General features: G+C 64.3%; 19 protein-coding genes. 8 read left to right on the top strand and 11 right to left on the bottom strand.

Features of this window, described 5'->3' with window-relative positions; genetic code table 11:
- The first annotated feature begins 407 nt into the window (after window positions 1-407).
- Window positions 408-3,908 (top strand): rhamnan synthesis F family protein, encoded by a 3,501-nt coding sequence (locus tag J2X53_RS00540; RefSeq protein WP_349035539.1) that lies wholly within the window; start codon window positions 408-410, stop codon window positions 3,906-3,908.
- A 42-nt stretch (window positions 3,909-3,950) separates the two neighbouring features.
- A complete protein-coding gene (locus tag J2X53_RS00535; RefSeq protein ID WP_349035538.1) occupies window positions 3,951-4,868 on the top strand; it encodes an NAD-dependent epimerase/dehydratase family protein in 918 nt (305 codons plus the stop codon).
- Between the two features lie 24 nt (window positions 4,869-4,892).
- Here J2X53_RS00535 and J2X53_RS00530 read toward each other — a convergent pair whose 3' ends face one another.
- Window positions 4,893-5,885: an NAD(P)H-quinone oxidoreductase gene (locus J2X53_RS00530; protein WP_349035537.1), complete on the bottom strand. Its 993-nt coding sequence runs from the start codon at window positions 5,883-5,885 to the stop codon at window positions 4,893-4,895.
- A 25-nt stretch (window positions 5,886-5,910) separates the two neighbouring features.
- Complete coding sequence (locus tag J2X53_RS00525; RefSeq protein WP_349035536.1) at window positions 5,911-6,609, bottom strand: COQ9 family protein; 699 nt, start codon at window positions 6,607-6,609, stop codon at window positions 5,911-5,913.
- Window positions 6,610-6,717: 108 nt separating this feature from the next.
- Between J2X53_RS00525 and rpsU the strand changes: the two genes are divergently transcribed.
- A complete protein-coding gene (gene rpsU / locus J2X53_RS00520) occupies window positions 6,718-6,924 on the top strand; it encodes a 30S ribosomal protein S21 (protein WP_100196301.1) in 207 nt (68 codons plus the stop codon).
- Window positions 6,925-7,178: 254 nt separating this feature from the next.
- Complete coding sequence (locus J2X53_RS00515; protein WP_349035535.1) at window positions 7,179-8,285, top strand: NADH:flavin oxidoreductase; 1,107 nt, start codon at window positions 7,179-7,181, stop codon at window positions 8,283-8,285.
- A 36-nt stretch (window positions 8,286-8,321) separates the two neighbouring features.
- Here the strand turns inward: J2X53_RS00515 and J2X53_RS00510 are convergent, their stop codons facing one another.
- Window positions 8,322-8,780, bottom strand: a complete 459-nt coding sequence (locus J2X53_RS00510; protein WP_118150560.1) for an Lrp/AsnC family transcriptional regulator — start codon at window positions 8,778-8,780, stop codon at window positions 8,322-8,324.
- A gap of 147 nt (window positions 8,781-8,927) precedes the next feature.
- Here J2X53_RS00510 and ald point away from each other — a divergent pair, with 147 nt between their 5' ends.
- The gene (gene ald, locus J2X53_RS00505; RefSeq protein WP_349035534.1) at window positions 8,928-10,046 is read left to right on the top strand and encodes an alanine dehydrogenase; all 1,119 of its coding nucleotides are present in this window, start codon (window positions 8,928-8,930) and stop codon (window positions 10,044-10,046) included.
- A gap of 41 nt (window positions 10,047-10,087) precedes the next feature.
- Here ald and mscL read toward each other — a convergent pair whose 3' ends face one another.
- A complete protein-coding gene (gene mscL / locus J2X53_RS00500) occupies window positions 10,088-10,531 on the bottom strand; it encodes a large conductance mechanosensitive channel protein MscL (RefSeq protein WP_349035533.1) in 444 nt (147 codons plus the stop codon).
- 172 nt (window positions 10,532-10,703) lie between these two features.
- Window positions 10,704-11,285 (bottom strand): GNAT family N-acetyltransferase, encoded by a 582-nt coding sequence (locus tag J2X53_RS00495; protein WP_349035532.1) that lies wholly within the window; start codon window positions 11,283-11,285, stop codon window positions 10,704-10,706.
- 70 nt (window positions 11,286-11,355) lie between these two features.
- On the opposite strand from J2X53_RS00495, the gene J2X53_RS00490 reads away from it, so the two are divergent.
- On the top strand, window positions 11,356-12,063 hold the full coding sequence (locus tag J2X53_RS00490; protein ID WP_349035531.1) for an AzlC family ABC transporter permease: 708 nt from the start codon (window positions 11,356-11,358) through the stop codon (window positions 12,061-12,063).
- Window positions 12,060-12,383: an AzlD domain-containing protein gene (locus J2X53_RS00485; protein WP_349035530.1), complete on the top strand. Its 324-nt coding sequence runs from the start codon at window positions 12,060-12,062 to the stop codon at window positions 12,381-12,383. Before J2X53_RS00490 ends, J2X53_RS00485 begins: the two co-directional genes overlap by 4 nt.
- 43 nt (window positions 12,384-12,426) lie before the next feature.
- On the opposite strand, the gene J2X53_RS00480 is transcribed toward J2X53_RS00485, so the two are convergent.
- From J2X53_RS00480 to J2X53_RS00460, 5 genes are all read right to left on the bottom strand, one after another.
- Window positions 12,427-13,038 (bottom strand): hypothetical protein, encoded by a 612-nt coding sequence (locus J2X53_RS00480; RefSeq protein WP_349035529.1) that lies wholly within the window; start codon window positions 13,036-13,038, stop codon window positions 12,427-12,429.
- Between the two features lie 11 nt (window positions 13,039-13,049).
- Window positions 13,050-13,184, bottom strand: coding sequence for an aa3-type cytochrome c oxidase subunit IV (locus J2X53_RS00475; RefSeq protein WP_349035528.1), 135 nt, complete (start codon window positions 13,182-13,184; stop codon window positions 13,050-13,052).
- Window positions 13,185-13,291: 107 nt separating this feature from the next.
- Window positions 13,292-13,714: a DUF6173 family protein gene (locus J2X53_RS00470; RefSeq protein WP_349035527.1), complete on the bottom strand. Its 423-nt coding sequence runs from the start codon at window positions 13,712-13,714 to the stop codon at window positions 13,292-13,294.
- A gap of 3 nt (window positions 13,715-13,717) precedes the next feature.
- Window positions 13,718-14,782: an MBL fold metallo-hydrolase gene (locus tag J2X53_RS00465; protein ID WP_349035526.1), complete on the bottom strand. Its 1,065-nt coding sequence runs from the start codon at window positions 14,780-14,782 to the stop codon at window positions 13,718-13,720.
- Window positions 14,779-16,491, bottom strand: a complete 1,713-nt coding sequence (locus J2X53_RS00460; RefSeq protein ID WP_349036268.1) for an acyl-CoA dehydrogenase — start codon at window positions 16,489-16,491, stop codon at window positions 14,779-14,781. The genes J2X53_RS00465 and J2X53_RS00460 overlap by 4 nt, the downstream gene beginning before the upstream one ends.
- A 149-nt stretch (window positions 16,492-16,640) precedes the next feature.
- Between J2X53_RS00460 and J2X53_RS00455 the strand changes: the two genes are divergently transcribed.
- Entirely contained in the window at window positions 16,641-17,594 is a 954-nt protein-coding gene (locus J2X53_RS00455) for an L-threonylcarbamoyladenylate synthase (RefSeq protein ID WP_349035525.1), read from the top strand.
- Window positions 17,595-17,787: 193 nt separating this feature from the next.
- Here the strand turns inward: J2X53_RS00455 and J2X53_RS00450 are convergent, their stop codons facing one another.
- Entirely contained in the window at window positions 17,788-18,795 is a 1,008-nt protein-coding gene (locus tag J2X53_RS00450; RefSeq protein WP_349035524.1) for a hypothetical protein, read from the bottom strand.
- Window positions 18,796-18,803 lie beyond the last annotated feature (8 nt).

Here is an 18,803-nt window from a genome sequence, read left to right as displayed (position 1 = left end):
ACAGCCAGTCACGCGGGCACCCGCTTTGCCATGAACATGTTAATCGCCCCATATGCGCAAATGGCCCGGACGGATGGCCAGCCTTACCGACACCTGCTTCCCCAGCATGCTTTCTTTGAACCTGTGTTTCATTGTGTCAGAATGGCAGGCCGATACTTGCCGATGCGCGCGCGCCCATGGTTAATCTGCTGGAACTGTGATCCACAGCCAGTTGCCAAGCCCCCGCCCCCGCCTTACAGGGGCCGCAATGCCACGTCGTAGGGTGCAGGATGACGCTTTCGCGCACCAAAGAGCCTGCATTTTACGCTGATATGGTCCGCAGCGTGACACGCATACTGACCCGCATTGCGAGGTTGGGTTAAAGTGTTTAGGACGTTGCGATTGGTTTGAGATTGCATTGGTGAATGATGACGAAGACGATCTTCCTTGGGCACGAGATTTCCCGTCCGTCCTACATCCCGATGACGGCCTGGCTGCGACATGGTCCGTTCGCAATGTGGCTGGTTCGTGCAGCGCGGCCCGGCAAGATTGTCGAACTGGGGTCTCACTACGGATATTCCTATTTTGCCTTTTGTCAGGCCGTAAAGGCAGCGGGCCTTCCCACCCGCTGCATCGCCGTTGACACCTGGCAAGGCGATGAACATGCCGGGCGTTACGGCGAAGAGGTGTTCGACACCGTCAGAAAGGAAAACCGGCCCTACGCCGGGTTCAGCACCCTGCTGCGCAAGACCTTTGCCGAGGCGCTGGATGATGTCGAAGATGGTTCGGTCGACATTCTGCACCTCGATGGCAGACACTTTTATGATGACATCAAGGAAGACTACGAAAGCTGGCGGCCCAAGCTGGCAGACAACGCCGTGGTGCTGTTTCACGATACCGAAGTGCGCGAGCGCGGCTTTGGCGTCTGGCAGTACTGGGCAGAGCTGACGAAAACCGATCCGTCGTTCAACTTCTGGTATCAGCATGGTCTGGGGGTTCTGTTCCGGGGCGATGACCTGACCCCCGAAATGGCCGCGTTTCGCCGCATGACACAGGATGAAGCCGGGCGCGATGCGCTGTCTGCGCTGTTCTGGGCCGAAGGCCATGCGCTGGCGGGCGACCACACTCAGGCGGTTCTGGCGGAAAAGGCGGCCGAAGGACCGGCGGCCTTGTCTGGCATGCTGGACGTTCTGAAGGGCGGCCAGCTGGTGCCCGAAAACCAGATCCGACCGCTCGACGGGGGCGGGGCGGCACTTGCCGCCTCAACGCTGGTTGCGATGCGACGGGCCGAAGACGCGGACCTGAAAGCACGGGCGGCGAAAGAGCAGGCGAAAGACGCAGCTTCAAAGGAGCAGGCGGCGACAGAATACGGCAACGAGCTATCGGCGCGGCTGGAAGCCCTTTCCAACACGCTGTCACACCATCAGGCGCAGCTTCAATCCGAGACAACTGAAAACCAGTTGCTGCGCGGTGAGCTGGCCTATGCCCGTTCGCATGTCATGAAGATCTGGAAAGACCGGCTGGTGCACCGGGTGCTGAGCGGTCTGGCCTCTGGCGTTCTGCCGTTCAGTGAGCGGGCGCGCCTGCGCTTTGCCAAAAGCGCGCGAAAGCGCGATCCCCGGCGCACCCTGATCGTGGCCGGGCAAACGGCTGCGGCGGCAGAGATCGTGCCCGCCCCTTCCGGTGAGTTTCAGGTGATCCCCGGCCGCCGCACCCCTGACCCGGACCGCAGGAATGTGCTGCTGGTCTCGCACGAGGCCAGCCGCACCGGAGCACCCATTCTGGTGCAGAACGTCGCGCGCGTTCTGGCCGACCGCTACAACGTGACCATCCTGAGCACCCGCGGCGGCGGCATCCTCGATGCCTTTCTGGATGTGTCGGTCGATGTGGTGATCACCGGACGCAATCCGCAACCCGGCAACAGCACCTGGCGGCACACCGAACGGTTCCTGTCCGCAAAGCCGTTTGAATTTGCGGTGGTCAACTCGATCGAATCCCGCCGCGTGCTGCCGATTCTGCACGGGCTGGGCATCACGAGTGTGTCCCTGATCCATGAGTTTGCATCCTACACCAGACCGCTGTCCGCTTTTGCCGAGGTCATGAAAGACGCTGACACTGTCGTATTCTCCAGCCCGCTGACCTTTGACAACGCGGCAGAAACCACCGGTTTGGAACTCGCGCCAAAGGTTCATATTTTCCCGCAAGGCAAATGTGTTGTGCCCGCTGGTGCCGAAGCCCAGACGGTCGATGAGGCCGAGCGGCACCGGCTGAAGTCGTTCTTGCGCCCTTCAGGCCATGAGGATGCCTTTCTGGTCATCGGTGCCGGCCATGTGCAGATCCGCAAGGGCGTTGATCTGTTCATCGAAGTCGCACGACACGCGCTGACAAAGGCCAATGGGCGCCCGCTGCGGTTTGTCTGGATCGGTGATGGCTACGACCCGGAGAATGACTCGTCCTATTCCGTTTATCTGCACGACCAGCTGAAGCGGTCGGGGCTTGTCGATATTGTGCGTATCCTGCCGCCCACGAGTGAAATTGAATACGCCTATGAACTCGCCGATGCGATGCTGCTCACCAGCCGCCTTGATCCGTTACCGAATGTCGCCATTGACGCCATGCTGGTCGGTGTTCCGGTGCTTTGCTTCGATACCGCAACCGGCATTTCTGACATTCTGCGCAAAGGCAGTCTCGAAGCCGCCTGTGTCGCCGACTATCTGAACACTTCCGATATGGAAGAAAAGCTGCAGAAGCTTGCCACATCGCCTGATCATTATGCTGACGTGTCACGGCGTACCAAGTCACATGCTCAAGCGATGTTCGATCTGAATGCCTATGTCAGCCGGATCGAGGGTCTGGCATTGGCGGTCAATGTCCGCAAGGACCACAGAGCGTCAGACGCCGAGATCATCGCAGCCGAGCCGCATTTCCGGCCAGACTATGTGCTGCGTCCCGATACCAAACTCGGTACCGTTCATGAAACAGCCAGGCGTTATCTCGAAGACGTGTCCCGGGGCGCAATGCCATGCCGCCCCGAACCCGGCTTCAACCCCCATGTCTATGCCTATCATACCCTGACGACAGAAAACGGGCCGTTGGACACTGATCCCTACAGCGATTTCCTGACCAGGGGTCGCCCCGCAGGACCGTGGAGCCTGCCAGTCATCCGCGAGACGGACACGCCCGCGTTGGGCAATGCAGCTCGAAAGTTGCGCTGTGCCTTGCACATCCATGCGTATTACGTTGATCCGCTTGAGGGAATTCTTGCGCGTCTTATGCTGAATGCGTCCCGTCCAGCCTTGTTCGTCAGTGTCGCTGACGAAGCCGCCCAAACCGAAGCCGCGCGCATTCTGAGCAGCTATGACGGCCCCAGCCAGATCCGCGTGATGCCGAATGCCGGTCGTGATATCGGCCCCTTCCTGACCGGCTTTGGTGCGGAGTTGGTTCAGGACTATGATGTCATTGGTCACCTGCACACCAAAAAGAGCATCGCGCTGGTCGATGACAAGATGGTCGCGCGGTGGACCGCATTTTTGCAGGAAAACACCCTTGGCGGCGAGATCGGCGGCGCGATGCTGGACCGGGTGGTGAATGCCTTTGCCAGCGATCCCACGTTGGGCGTCGTGTTTCCGTCCGATCCCCATGTTTTTGCATGGACGCGCAACCGTGATCATGCCGCGCGCCTCGCTGACCGGATGGGTCTGGGGGATTTGCCCGATGCCTTTGATTTCCCGATCGGAACCATGTTCTGGATGCGGTCAGAGGCGTTGCGGCCATTTGTCGATCTGAACCTTGGCTGGACGGACTATCCAATCGAGCCTATCGCGATTGACGGCACCATGCTGCATGCACTGGAGCGGCTTTTCGGCGTCGCGCCGGTCTTGCAGGGCTATCGTGCGGCGGTCACTTCTGTCACCGGTGTGACACGATAACCGCAGGTCGCGATTGACATGAAACGGACAGAAAGGCCCCAGATGCGCGCTTTGGTATTCGGAGGATGCGGGTTTATCGGATCGCATGTGGTTGATGCGCTGCGGGCTGCCGGTCACAGTGTGACGGTGTTTGACCGGGCGATGGAGCGTTATCGTGCGCCGCTGCCGGGTGTGGAATACATGATCGGCGATTTTGCCGACAAGATGGCCTGGGCCGAGGCGCTGAGCGGCAAGGATGTGGTGTTCCATCTGATCAGCACGACCTTTCCAGGCACCGCCAGTCTTGACCCAAAGGCGGATGTGACCGGCAACCTGATCGGCACGCTGAACCTGATCGAGGTCATGAACACCATGGGCATTCAGCGTCTGGTGTATATGTCATCGGGCGGCACCGTTTACGGGCCTGCACCGGGGCACCCGATCCCCGAAGACTATCCGCTGAACCCGATCAATTCTTATGGCATCGTCAAGGTCGCGATCGAGCAGTATCTTGCGATGTACCGCATCACCCACGGCTTGCGGCCGGTGGCGATCCGCGCGGCCAACCCGTTCGGGCCGCGTCAGGGCCATACGGGGGTCCAAGGGGTCGTGGCCACCTTCATGCGGCGGCTGCAGACCGGCCAGCCGATCGAGATCTGGGGCGATGGCAAGGTGGTGCGCGATTACCTGCATGTCGCTGATCTGGCCCAGCTGTGCCTTGCCGCTGCCGAAAGTGACCTGTGCGGCGCGGTCAATGCCGGGTCCGGGCAGGGCCGGTCGCTGCTGGATCTGATCGAAGCGCTGGCCCATGTGACCGGGCAAGAGATTGCCCCGGTGTTCAAACCGGGGCGCACCATCGACGTGCCCTATTCGGTGCTCGACATCACAAAGGCGCAGACCGTGCTGGGCTGGCAACCGGCCACGGATTTCCGCGACGGATTGCGCAGCAGCTGGGACTGGATGCAGGCCGCCAAGGCCTGACGGCCGTTGCGCCGGACAGGGGCGTCAGCCCCCGACCTTCAGCACGATCTTGCCGGTGTGGCCCGAGCTTTCCATCCGGGCATGCGCATCGCAGGCAAGCTCCAGCGGGAATTCGCTGTCCATCACCGGGGCGAAATGACCGGCGGCGATCATCGGCCAGACATGGGTTTCCACCGCGCGCGCGATGCGGGCTTTGGCGGCATCGGATTGCGGGCGCAGAGTCGATCCGGTGAGGGTCAGACGGCGCATCATCAGTTCGGCAAAGTTCAGCTCGACCTTTGCCCCCTGCAGGAACGCGATCTGCACCAGACGGCCGTCATCAGCCAGCGTGCGGATGTTGCGCGGCAAATACGCGCCGCCCACCATATCGAGGATCAGATCGGCCCCGCCCATCGCCTTGACCTCGGCCGCCCAGTCCTCGGTCTTGTAGTTAAAGGCGCGCTCGGCCCCCAGCGCCTCGCAGGCCATCACTTTTTCAGCATTGCCTGCGGTTGTGAACACCCGCGCGCCAAGGGCACGCGCGATCTGGATCGCGGTGGTGCCGATACCCGACGACCCGCCATGCACCAAAAACCGCTCGCCCCCGCGCAACCCGCCGCGCATCACCACGTTTGACCAGACCGTAAAGCAGGTTTCCGGCAGGCAGGCGGCTTCCTTCATTCCCATGCCATCCGGCACCGGCAGGGCATGCTCCTCATGTGTGGTGACGTATTCGGCATAGCCGCCGCCGGGCAACAGCGCGCAGACCTTGTCGCCGATGCTCCAGCGGGTGACGTTGGGGCCAAGCTCGACCACGGTGCCCGACGCCTCCAGCCCCGGCAGCGGCGAGGCGCTGGCGGGGGGCGCATAGAGCCCGGCGCGTTGCAGCGCATCGGGGCGGTTGACCCCGGCATAGGCCACGCGGATGACGATCTGGCCGTGGCCGGGCACCGGCACCGGGTGGGTCGCGGGTTTCAACACCTCTGGCCCGCCGGGTTCAGAGATTTCAATGGCGCGCATGGTGTGGGACAGGGTCATCGCGGGTCTTTCAATCTGGGGACATTCAGCGGAAACGATCCATCATCCTGCCCGGCAGATCATCCGGGATGTCGGGCTTGCGGATCTTTTCCATCAGTTTCATCGGCCCGGCAAGCAAAGCCTTTGAGATCGGGTTGTCGCGCAAGGCAGCCTTGGCCTTTTCGATCTGCATGACATCTTCGATCCGGCGATCCAGAAACTCCCATGTGGCCTGATGGCCGAGGCTGTCGTCGCCCAGCCAGAACAGCACGGTGGCGGAATAGACCGCCGACAGCGTGGCGCGTTTGGTGTACCAGTTGATATCGCGGCTGGTGTCGCCAAGCGCGGTCCAGATCGTATCCGACGTGCCCCAGATCGCGCGCGCCCCATCGGCGGCGTGTGTCGGCAGGGCGAACAGGGTGGTGCCCCGGCGCACCGCTTCCTTATCCTCGACCAGTTCCAGCCGCAGGCGGACGGCGGTGGTGATGCGGTCACGGTAGCGCAGCGCCGCCAGATCGGTCGCGGCCAGCCGCTCGCGCATCAGCGCATCGCCGCGCCGGTGCCAGGCCAGCGCCAGATCCACCCCGCCGCGCGGATACAGCGACCGGGCCAGCGCCTCGTGCACGCCTGATTCGGCAATCGCGGCGCGCAGGGTGGTTTCGGACCAGCCGTCAAACGGCACATGCAGCAAAGCCGCGTCCAGCACACGATCTGCAGGTGTCGGGGTCGTGTTCTCGGTCGTCATGTCGTCATCCTTCCGTCATGGCGGTGGACAGGGGCCAATGCCTTTGTTATAGCGCAGCCTGCCTGCACAGACAGTGCAACTCTAACCTAGGAAGGTGGTGACAACCACATGCAGGTCAGCGTCCGTGACAACAACGTTGAGCAAGCCCTTCGGGCCCTCAAGAAAAAGCTCCAGCGCGAAGGCGTGTTCCGCGAAATGAAGCTCAAGCAACATTTCGAGAAACCCTCCGTCAAAAAAGCGCGCGAGCAAGCCGAAGCCGTTCGCCGTGCGCGCAAGCTTGCGCGCAAAAAGGCATTGCGCGAAGGCGGCGTTTAAGTCGTTCCTGAAAGCTTCGGTGGGTGGCGCAAGCCCCTGCCCCACGATCAACCCCCGTCCGCAAGGCCGGGGGTTTTTCTTTGGCCGGGGTGCGGGCCCGTTGCTGCCGCCCGTTCCGAGGGGCGGTGGCCTTGAACAGTGACGGATGTGAACAGTGACTGTGCGGCCGGGCGCTTTGCTGCGGTGCTGTGTTTGGTTGAATCTCTGCCGCCCGTGCTTAGCTGCAGTGCAGCACAACCAAAGGATCCGTCACTATGACGCCAGATGCACTTTTCCGCCCCTTCACGCTGAAGGGCATGACCCTTGCCAATCGCATCGTGATGGCCCCGATGACCCGCGGGATGGCCACCGATGGGATTCCCGGTGCGGCGCAGACCGCGTATTACCGCAAGCGCGCCGAAGGCGGCGTCGGTCTGATCCTGACCGAAGGCACAGTCATCAACCGCCCGGCCTCGCGCAATATGCCGGGCATTCCGTTCTTTCACGGCAAACCCGCGCTGGACGGCTGGACCGAGGTGGCACAGGCGGTGCATGCGGCGGGTGGCAAGATTGCTCCGCAGATCTGGCACACAGGCTCCACCCGCGCCGGAAAATGGGTGCCAGAGGCCGAGGTCGAAAGCCCCTCGGGTCTGGTCGGCCCCGATGATCCGCGTGGGCAGGCAATGACCGAGGAAGACATCGCCGACACCATCGCCGCCTTTGCGGCTGCGGCGCGATCAGCGCAGGCCACAGGTTTTGACGCGGTAGAAATTCATGGCGCGCATGGTTATCTGATCGACCAGTTCTTCTGGTCGGGCACCAACCTGCGGACCGACCGCTGGGGCGGGGCCACGATTGCCGAACGCGCGCGTTTTGCCGCCGAGATCGTCAAGGCGGTGCGCGCCGCCCTTGGCCCGGATTTCCCGCTGATCCTGCGGGTCAGCCAGTGGAAGCAGCAGGATTACACCGCGCGTCTGGCCTCTACCCAGGCCGAGATGGAAGACTGGCTGCTGCCGCTGGTCGACGCGGGCGTGGATATTCTGCACTGCTCGCAGCGCCGGTTCTGGCTGCCGGAGTTCCCCGAACTGGATGGCGAAGAGGGTCTGAACTTTGCCGGTTGGGCGAAAAAGCTGACCGGCGCGGCGACGATCAGCGTGGGATCGGTCGGGCTGAACTCCGACTTTGGCGGTGCGTTTGCCGGGGAAGCATCGGATAACACCCCGCTTGACGGCTTGATCCGCCGGATGGAGCGCGATGAGTTTGACCTGATCGCCGTGGGCCGCGCATTGATTTCCGATGCGAACTGGGTCCGCAAGGTGCGCGAAGACCGCACACAAGACCTGACCGGGTTTGACGCGGCGGATCTGGCGGTTCTGGCCTGACACCAGCGGCCGGCCCCGCTGCGCGCGGGGCCGCCGCTACACCGCGATGGCGGTGGTTTTCACCACGGTGCGCAGCGCGAAAGACGACTGCATCTGCCGCACGCCGGGCAGGCGCGACAGGAACTGGCGGTGGATGCGGGCGAAATCCTCGGTATCCTCGGCCATGATCTTCAGCAGATAATCGGCCGTCCCCGCCATCAGATGACATTCCAGCAGATCGGGCAGCCGCGCCACCTCGCGCTCAAAGGCGTCGAGCAGGTCTTCTGCCTGACTTTGCAGGGTAATCTCGACAAACACCGTGGTCAGCCGCCCGATCTTGCGGGTGTCGAGCAGGGCGACGTAGCCGGCAATATACCCCTCCTCCTCCAGCCGCTGGGTGCGGCGGTGACAGGCCGAGGGCGACAGGTTCACCCGTTCCGACAGGTCGGCATTGGTGATCCGGCCATCGCGTTGCAGCACGTTCAGGATACGGCGGTCGGTTGCATCAAGATCCATGGGAGCGGTGATTTCTTTCGCCAAAGGGGATTTCTGCGCCATATTCTACGTAACTCGGACCCTGTTGTCGCGGAAAATTCAAAGAAGTGACAGCGGATCGGCGCGACACTGAACGGTATAAACCACAAAAACCAACAGGGACTCAGCATGAAAATCGGTTGCCCAAAGGAAATAAAGCCGCAGGAATTTCGCGTCGGCATGACGCCGGATGCGGTGCGTGATGCGGTGGCGCATGGTCATTCGGTGCTGGTGGAAACCGGCGCGGGGGTTGGCGCAGGATTTACGGATGACGATTACACCGCCGCCGGGGCGCAGATCGCGCCGGATGCGGAAACGGTGTTTGGCGAAAGCGGCATGATCGTCAAGGTCAAGGAACCGCAAGCGGCAGAGCGCAAGCGGCTGCGTGAGGGGCAGATATTGTTTACCTATCTGCATCTCGCACCAGATCCTGATCAGACCCGCGATTTGCTCGCCTCTGGCGTGACGGCGATTGCCTATGAAACCGTGACCGACCGGGCGGGCGGCTTGCCGCTGCTGGCCCCGATGTCAGAGGTGGCAGGCAGACTGGCACCGCAGGTCGGGGCCTGGACGCTGCAAAAGGCCAATGGCGGGCGCGGTGTGCTGCTGGGCGGTGTGCCGGGCGTGGCTCCGGCAAAGGTTGTGGTGATCGGCGGCGGTGTGGTCGGCACCCATGCGGCGCGGGTGGCGGCGGGCATGGGCGCGGATGTGCTGGTGCTCGACCGCTCGCTGAACCGTCTGCGCTATCTGGATGATGTGTTTGCGGGCGTGTTCCGCAATACATATGCCAGCGGGGCCGCCACAGCGGCGGCGGTGGCCGGGGCGGATCTGGTGATCGGCGCGGTGCTGATCCCCGGGGCCGCCGCGCCAAAGCTGGTCAGCCGGGCGCAATTGGCCACCATGAAACCGGGGGCGGCGATTGTGGATGTGGCGATTGATCAGGGCGGCTGCTTTGAGACCAGCCGCGCCACCACGCATCAGGACCCGATCTACGAAGTCGATGGAATCATGCACTATTGTGTCGCCAACATGCCCGGCGCGGTCGCCCGCACCTCGACGCAGGCGCTGGGGAATGCCACCCTGCCCTTCCTGCTCGCACTGGCCGACAAGGGGTGGAAAGCCGCCTGCGCCGCTGACCCGCATCTGAAAGCCGGGCTGAACACCCACGCCGGTCACCTGACCTATCAGGCGGTGGGTGAGGCGCTTGGCCTGCCGTCGATCAGCGCGGATGAGGCGCTAACGCTTTGATATGAAAGGCCCCTGCCATGGCAGGGGCCTTGCTTTCCGGCTCAGGCGCTGCGCTGTTGCAGCGTGTCGCGGATCTCTTTGAGCACATCCAGCTCGGTCGGGCCGGGGGGGACTGCGGCGGCTTCTTCGGCCTTTTCCTTGCGGATGGCCTGCGCCTTGAGGCGGTTGACCGCCTTGACCAGCAGGAAGACCACCCATGCGATGATCAGGAAATTGATGATCGCCGTGATAAAGGCACCATAGGCAAAAACCGGCACCCCCGCCTCGCGCGCGGCGGCGAGGGATTCAGGGTTGGTTCCTGACAAGTCTATGTAAAGGTTCGAGAAATCGACGCCTCCGGTGATCAGGCCGATGATCGGGTTGATCAGATCGGCAACCAGCGAATTGACGATAGCCGTGAACGCCGCGCCGATGATGATGCCGACGGCAAGGTCGACGACATTGCCCTTGGCGATGAAGGCTTTGAATTCATTGATCATAGTCACGTATCCCCTTTTGCCTGCCCCCTTACCGGTGGCGTGCCTGACCCCATGCGCCCGATCGCGCCGGTGTGCTTATGCCACAGGCCGATCCCGTTTCGCAGGGGGAAAAAACACGCCGCAGGTCCGGAAAGTTCAGTATGGGTCCGGTATGGTATAGGTAAGGCTTGGGTATGGCTCAGGGCAGGCTGCGCACCATGGTCACAGCGCGCGAAAAGCCAAAGACATGGCGCAGCGGGCCAAGGGTTTCGCTGCGCCAGGCGGAAAAACCAAGGCGCTCGTACAGGGCGCGGGCGCGGATGTTGGTGTCGATCACCTCGAGCCGGATGGCGGGGTAGCCGCGCGCAGAGGCTTCGGCCATCAGGGCGGTGACAAGGGCGCTGCCGATGCCGTGGCCGCGCTGATCGCGCGCCACACAGATGCCGTCGATCAGAAAGCGGTCGTTGTCGATGTCGCGTTGCAACAGGCGGAGCAGCGCCCCGCGCCACGCCGCACCGATGCGGCCATAGATCGCCCGCAGATCTTCGGCCTCGCCGCCCACAAAACTGCCCTGCGGCGATTTGAAACCGGCGATGCCCAGCAGATCACCCTCATCCGACAAGGCGCAGATGCAGTGATCGGTGCGCAGGACCCGCAGCACATAGGCATGGGCGCGACGGTCCGGCCCCATGACACGGCCCAGCTTGCCGCCAAAGGCCTGCCAGTACAGCTGTGCCGCCTGTGGTTTGAGAGTGTCGGGAAGGCCAAGCCTGATCTGCACCCTGTTTGCCCCTTTTCAGTCACGCCCAAAATGCCTAAGCCGGGAGCGACGCCCGGTAAAGGCCAAAGCCATGAGACCTGTTCGATCCCCTTTCCTGCGCGGCTGCCTTGCCTCGGCCCCCTTTGTGATTGTGGTGGTGCCTTTCGGGCTGCTCTTTGGGGTGGTGGCGACAGAGGCGGGGCTGGATCTGTTGCAGGTGATGCTGTTTTCCTTCAGCGTTTTTGCCGGGGCCTCGCAGTTTGCCGCCGTGCAGCTGATGCAGGATCAGGCCCCGGTGCTGGTGGTGCTGGCCACGTCACTTGCGGTCAATCTGCGTATGGTGATGTATTCGGTGGCCATGACGCCGCATCTGGGGGCGGCCCCGTTCAACCTGCGGCTGCTGATGGCCTATTTTCTGGTGGATCAGAGCTTTGCCGCCAGCCAGGTGGAGTTTGAGCGCAGGCCGGATCAGCCGGTGGCTGACAAGGTGGCGTTCTTTTTCGGAACGGTCACGCCGATTGCGCCACTGTGGTTTCTGGCAACACTCGCCGGGGCGGTGGTGGGTGAGGCGATCCCGCCCGAATATGCGCTGGATTTTGCGGTTCCGATCACGTTTCTGGCGATCTGTGCACCGATGCTGCGCAGCATTCCGCATGTGGTTGCGGCGGCGGTGTCGATCGGCGCTGCGCTGATGCTGACCGGGCTGCCCTATGGCACCGGGCTGTTGCTGGCCGCTGTGCTGGCGATGGCGGCGGGGGCCGGGGCCGAAGTGGCACTGACGCGGAGGCGCGGGGCATGAAGATTGATCCGACAACGTTCTGGATCGTGCTGCCCGTGCTGGGCCTCGGCACCTATCTGATCCGGTTGTCCTTTCTGGGGCTGCTGGGCAACCGGCCGCTGCCGCAGGGGTTGCGCCGGGCGCTGAGCTATACGGCGGTGGCGATTCTGCCGGGGCTGGTGGCCCCGGCGGTGCTGTGGCCCGCAGCGACGGGCGGCGAGACGGACCCGGCCCGGCTGGCGGCGGCCTGTGTCACGCTGGTTGTGGGACTGGTCACCCGCAGCGTGATCGGGGCCATCCTTGCCGGTGGCGTCACGCTGTATGCGGTGTTGTGGCTGTAGGGCTTGCGGGAAAGGCCTCTGCGCCTTTCCCGAAACGGGCCGGTTACTGAACGCGCGGATCGGTGGTCTGCACCAGCAGAACGCCGTGATTGTTGTCAGCATCCGAGTCGGTGATCTTGCGGCTGGTCACGCCGGGAAGCTTGGCAAACGCCTCCATATATTTGGCGGGATACCAGGTGGAGGGCAGCGATTCAAAGCCCGGAACCTCGCTGAGGATGGCCGAGATCGACTTGGCGCATTGCGCCTTTGGCACCGCGCCATAGGCCTTGGCCCGCTGCGCCACCAGTTCGGCCACGCCGGGCGAGACGAGGATGGTCTGTTCGACCACATCAAATGTCTCGCGTGCGTGGTAGTCGATGTAGAATGCCTGCATTTTCGGGGTCATGCCGTAATGCACATCATTCCGCTCCGGCAGGTTGGGGTGATACCAGGTGCCGGCCGGGTCGAACATGATGCGTTCGCTTGCGTTGATCAGCAGCCCTGAATGCGCGCCGGCCCCGTCGCGCGTGGACAGCACCGTATAGAGTGTGATCGAGGACGGGCCATTATGCACATAGCGCGCCTGCGCTACCGCCGCATCCGTCGCCCATTTGGGCTCTGCCCCGCAGGCGGCAAGGGTCAGCATCGCCACAAGGGCGAAGATCAGGCGAACCATGTGTGAGCCTTTCAGGCGTTGACCAGAGCCATGAAAATCAGGATGGCGATGCTGATGCCCGCACCCCATGTCACCATGCGGATAAACCCGGCAAAGGTCTTTTCCTGAGCGGTGATATCCATGCTGCCATGTTTGTGTTCGGCCATGTCGCAACGTCCTTTGGTTGAGCTTTTTCCTGCTGATAAACGATTCACCGCGCCCTGTCACGGGGTCGGATGTACCACAAACAGGTCTGTGACCTGTATGCCCCCGGTCAGGCCGAGCCGTCGCCCGACTCGCCCCCACGCCATCCGGACGGCAGGCGAAAGCCGATCCGGCGCGGCGGCTCTGCCGGGCGGCGTTTCGGAACCGCCCGCAGGATGACGTTCAGCTGGCTGACATGCTGGATCAGCTGGGTTTTCTGGCCGTCTTCATCAATGCCGTAAAAGGTCAGGATGTCGGGGTCATAAAACCCCAAGCCCTCGATCTGCAGAATGCCCGCATCCGACCCGGTAAAGCCAAGGGCCACCTCATGCGCGTTGTCGAGCTGGGCTTCAAAGTTGCGCAGATAGAGGATGACCCGCTCATAGGCCCATTCGGCCTCGGTCTTGGGTTTGGCGGCCGGAGCGGGGGTGGGCAGGTTTTCCGTGACAACCGGCGCCACTGCTTTTGTCTTGTTCCCGGTCGGTTTTGCCATCGGTCAGACCCTTTTCCACAGCCACACGCCATCGGGGGAAAGGTCGCGCGAAACCCGGCCCTGATGCAAGAGGTGGTTCAGATGCGCCACCGACTCGACCAGCGCCATGCCATAGGCGGGGCCGGTGATGTCACGCTTGAACAGCGGCAGGAAGCAATCGGCAGCGGTCCGGGGTTGCGCCAGATGCGCAAGCAGGCGGTCAAGCGCGCCAAGGTGGTTGTCGATCATCTGCGTCAGCCGCAGCGGCAGGCCGGTAAACGGCAGCTTGTGACCGGGCAGCACCAGCTGGCTCTGGCGGGCCAAGGGCTGAAAGCGGCGGCAGCTGTCCAGCCAGTCGGCCAGCGGGTCGGCGTCGGGTTCGGTCGGGTAGACGCCGATGTTGGCAGATATGCCGGGCAACAGCTGGTCACCGCCGAGGATCAGATCACCGGACCAGAAGGTGGCATGATCCGGCGCGTGGCCAGAGCCGAAGCGGATGGTCCAGTCGCGCCCGGCCATGCGGATGCTGCCACCATCGGCCAGCGGGGCAAAGCCCAGTGGCATCGGGGCCACCACATCGCAGAAGTTGAACGGGCGCCCGGTCGCGCGTTCGGCCAGCATGGCGGGCGGCATTCCGGCACGCTGACTGAAAAGCTGCGCCTCAGCCGTGGGCAGGGGCTGTTCATCCAGCACCAGCATGCGGGCGTAGAGCCAGGCGGTGCGGGGCATCAACAGGGTTGCCCCCTGCTCCTGAAACCAGCCGGCAAGACCGACATGGTCAGGGTGGTGATGGGTGACGATGACGCGCCGCACCGGGCGGCCCGCCAAGGGGCCGTCGAGCAGCTTTTGCCAGATCGCGCGGCTGCGTTTGCTGGCCATGCCGGTGTCGATCAGCGTCCAGCCGTCGCTGTCCTCGAGCGCGTAGACGTTGACGTGATCGAGCGCCATCGGCAGCGGCAGGCGCATCCACAGGATGCCGGGGGCGACGGTTATGGCGCAGCCTTCGGCGGGGGCGTCGGGGAACGGGTGGCGGATGCCAGTCTCGCTGTCGGCTGCCAGAGTGTCGGCTGTGATACTGTCAGTGGTCATGCGGCAAAGTCTTCGGTGGTCAGCGCGTAGAGGTCGGCCGCCCCTTCGCGGCTTTGGGCCAGCAGGCCATGGTGTTCGGGCAGCAGCCGTTTGATCGCCACCCGCGCCAAGGCCGAGCGCGGGCCGGTCCCGCCTTCGGCCACCGCCGCCCGGAGGTGGAAATGCCCCCCCAGCACCAGCGCAAAGGCGCGCAAGTAAGGCACGGCCCCGGCGAAACGGTCGTTCAGCTCTTGGGTCAGCAGCGCCTCTGTCGCTTCGCGCAGGGTTTCGCAGGCCTGCCAGACATCTTCTGCCAGATCAGGCAGAGGGGCGCGGGCCGATTGCGCCCCCATCTCGATTTCGCGGATCAGGCGGAACGCAGCTTCACCGTTATCGGCCATCTTGCGGGCGACAAGGTCCATCGCCTGAATGCCGTTGGTGCCTTCATAAATCGGCGTGATGCGGGCGTCGCGCAGGAACTGGGCCGCGCCGGTTTCTTCGATAAAGCCCATGCCGCCGTGAATCTGCACCCCTTCGGACGCGACCGCGACGCCGATATCGGTGCCGTAAGCCTTGGCGATCGGGGTCAGGAACGCGGCGCGCGATTCCCAGTCGGCCTGCCCGGTGGCATGGCCCATGTCGATGGCCACGGCGCAGGACAGGGCAATGGCGCGGGCCGAAAACACCTGCGCCTTCATCGTCGCCAGCATCCGACGCACATCGGCATGCGCGATGATGGTGGGGGTCGCCGGGTCAGGGGTGCGGCCCTGCTGGCGGGTCACCGCGTAATCGTAAGCCTGCTGATAGGCGGCTTCGGCCAGGCCGACGCCTTGCAGCCCGACCCCAAGCCGGGCGTTGTTCATCATGGTGAACATCGCCGCCATCCCCTTATGCTCCGCCCCTACCAGCCAGCCGGTCGCGCCATCAAACTGCATCACGCAGGTCGGGCTGCCGTGGATGCCCAGCTTGTGCTCCAGACTGACCACATGCAGGCTGTTGCGCGGGCCGGGGGTGCCCGCAGCGTCGGGCAGGAATTTCGGCACCAGAAACAGGCTGATCCCGGCCGTGCCGGGGGCGGCACCCGGCAGACGAGCCAGCACCAGATGAATGGTATTGGCCTGAAAATCGCTGTCGCCCCAGGTGATATAGATCTTTTGCCCGCTGATCGCATAGCTGCCATCGCCCTTCGGCTCGGCCTTGGTGCGCAGCGCCCCCACGTCAGACCCGGCCTGCGGCTCGGTCAGGTTCATCGTGCCGTTCCATTCACCCGTGATCAGTTTCGGCAGATAGGTGGCTTTCAGATCGTCGCTGGCGTGATGATCCAGCGCCTCGATCTGGCCTTGGGTCAGCAGGGGGTTCAGTTGCAGCGACAGGCAAGCCCCGGAAAACATGTCATTGACCGCACTCGCCAATGTCAGCGGCAGGCCCATGCCGCCATGCTCTGCCCCGGCGGTGATCGCGACCCATCCGCCATCGGCAATCGCGCGGTACGCCTCGGCAAAGCCGGGCGAGGTGCGCACGACGCCGTTTTCCAGCCGTGCGGGCACCTTGTCACCGGCGCGGTTGACCGGGGCCAGCACTTCGGCTGCCAGACGGCCAGCCTCGGTCAGCACGGCATCGACCGTTTCCGGCGTGGCTTCGGCAAAACGGTCGGTGGCCGTGACCTGAGCAAAGCCGACCACGTGATCCAGCAGGAAGCGCAGGTCGGACAGGGGGGCGCGGTAGGGCATCGGAACCTCGGGTCTGGGCGGGCCGGTCTTGGCAAAGGAGGCTGCCTTTGGCAAAGGCAGCGGGCTTGGCAAAGGCGGCGGCCGGGCGTATGGGCGTTGCACACAGGTTAGCCATGGGGGCCAACCTCTCAAGCCCTACGCTGCGTCACATGAGAATTGAAACCGAGGACCTGATGCCCACGGATGCGGGGCTGACCCGCGCCGCCGCGATCCTGCGGGCGGGCGGACTGGTGGCGATGCCAACCGAAACGGTCTACGGGCTGGCGGGGGATGCGCGCAACGGCGCGGCGGTGGCGCGGATCTTTGCGGCCAAGGCGCGGCCCACATTCAACCCGTTGATTGCGCATGTGACCGGGCTGGACATGGCCGAAACGCTGGCGATTTTTGACGACCGGGCGCGGGCTGTCGCTGCGGCGTTCTGGCCCGGCGCGCTGACGCTGGTGCTGCCTTTGCGGGCGGATGCCGGGCTGTCGCCCTTGGTGACGGCAGGATTGCCAACGGTGGCGATCCGCTGCCCGGCGCATTCCGTCGCGCAGGCATTGTTGCGGGCGTTTGGCGGGCCCTTGGCTGCGCCCTCGGCCAACCCGTCGGGGCGGGTGTCGCCCACACGGGCCGACCATGTGCGGCAGGGGTTGGGCGGGCGGATTGACGCGGTGCTGGATGGCGGGCCCTGCGCCGTGGGGATCGAGTCGACGATTCTGGGGCTGGAGGGTGCGCCCACGCTGCTGCGCCCCGGCGGGGTGCCGGTCGAGGCGCTGGAGGCGATGCTGGGGCCGATCGGGGTGGGGGGCGACGCGCACAAACCCAATGCGCCGGGGCAGCTGGCCAGCCACTACGCGCCCGAGGCTGGCGTCCGGCTGGGGGTGAGCGCGCCCGCTGATGGCGAGGTCTGGGTCGGCTTTGGCCCTGACAGCACGGGTGCAGCGCTGTCGCTGTCACCGGGCGGCGATCTGGTGGAGGCGGCGGCGGCGCTGTTCCAGACCCTGCGCGACGCCGATGCACTGGCCGGGCCGGGCGGGCGGATCGTGTTTGCGCCGGTGCCGGACACCGGCCTTGGCCGTGCGATCAATGACCGGCTGCGGCGGGCCGCAGCGCCCCGGTGAGGACCACGCGCTCTACGTGTCCACTCTGAGTCTTTGAGTATTTTCGCCAAGATGAATGCACAGGTCTCCCCTTCGCTTTCATCTTGGCTCAAGTACTCCACGGGGGTCCGGGGGTGTGAAACCCCCGGTGCAACGTCAGAGCCAGAGCGGGACAGTCCAAGGTAAGCTGAGGGGCCAGCAAACCGGCGGAGCCTTAGTCGAACACGCCCATCACCCGGCCAAACAGCATGAAGGCGCGGGCGGTGCGGGTGTCGGCGAGATCGGAAATCTCGGCATCCGACGCATTTTTCTCAAACTGCTGGAACATCCGGTCAAAAGTGCGCAGGAAATGGTGGCCCGCGTCGCGGAACACCGGGTCTTCGCGCATGCGGCCCGCCGTCAGCGCCAGCGACGAGCGGTCACGCACGCCGCCGATAGCGGCAATGCCGCGCCCGCGCTCTCCTGCTGCGAAGCGCCGCCACAGCTCTGGCCGGGCGCGGTCGGGGCGCAGGTCATCCATGTAGATGCCCTCTTGCGACATCAGCGTCAGCACATCCTGCGCGGCGCGGATCAGCTTGGCCACGTCGCGGTCTTCGAGCGCCAGACGCAGGGCGCGAAAGCCGTCGCGGTCGTCGGGGTTTTCGGGGAATTGCAGCGCGCGGATGAAATCGGCGACCGACAGTGGCGGGCGCATCGACTCGGCCGGGGTGCCAAGGGCAAGGCCGGGTTGCTCATCGGCAGGTTGCGGCGGTGGGGCCGGGATCAGCGCCGCCTTGCGGTCGGCTGACGGCTGGGTCAGCACCGCATCGCGGCGCGAGGTAAAGGTGGCCAGCGCGGTTTCGGTCTGGCGGGCGATGTCGTCGAGCTTCTTCTCGACCGAGGGGCGCAGGCCCGCAGCGCCCGTCTGCTGGCTGTTGATATAGGCGTTGCGCATCGCATCGACGCTGGTCTGCAACCGCGCCGCCTCGGCCCGCAGCACGCGGACTGACCGCAGCGTGGTCGCCGCCGCCCAGATCAGCGCCAGCGGCAGGAACACCACCAGAAGCGTCATCACCAGCCCCAGCGTGCCGGTGCCTTCGGGCGCGTTCAGCACGTAAAAGACCACCGCCACCACCCAGACCACGGCCAACGCTGCCGCGACGATTTCGGTCACCGCAAAGCGCGGCTCTGCGGTACGGGCATAAATGCCGAGGTCGAGGTTCTTGTCGTCACTGTCGGGCATGGTTGCCT

The sequence above is a fragment of the Pseudotabrizicola sp. 4114 genome (assembly GCF_031457365.1).
Lineage (GTDB): Bacteria > Pseudomonadota > Alphaproteobacteria > Rhodobacterales > Rhodobacteraceae > Pseudotabrizicola.
The sequence above is the reverse complement of the archived record's forward strand: the minus strand, read 5'-3'. Positions and strand labels throughout refer to the sequence as shown.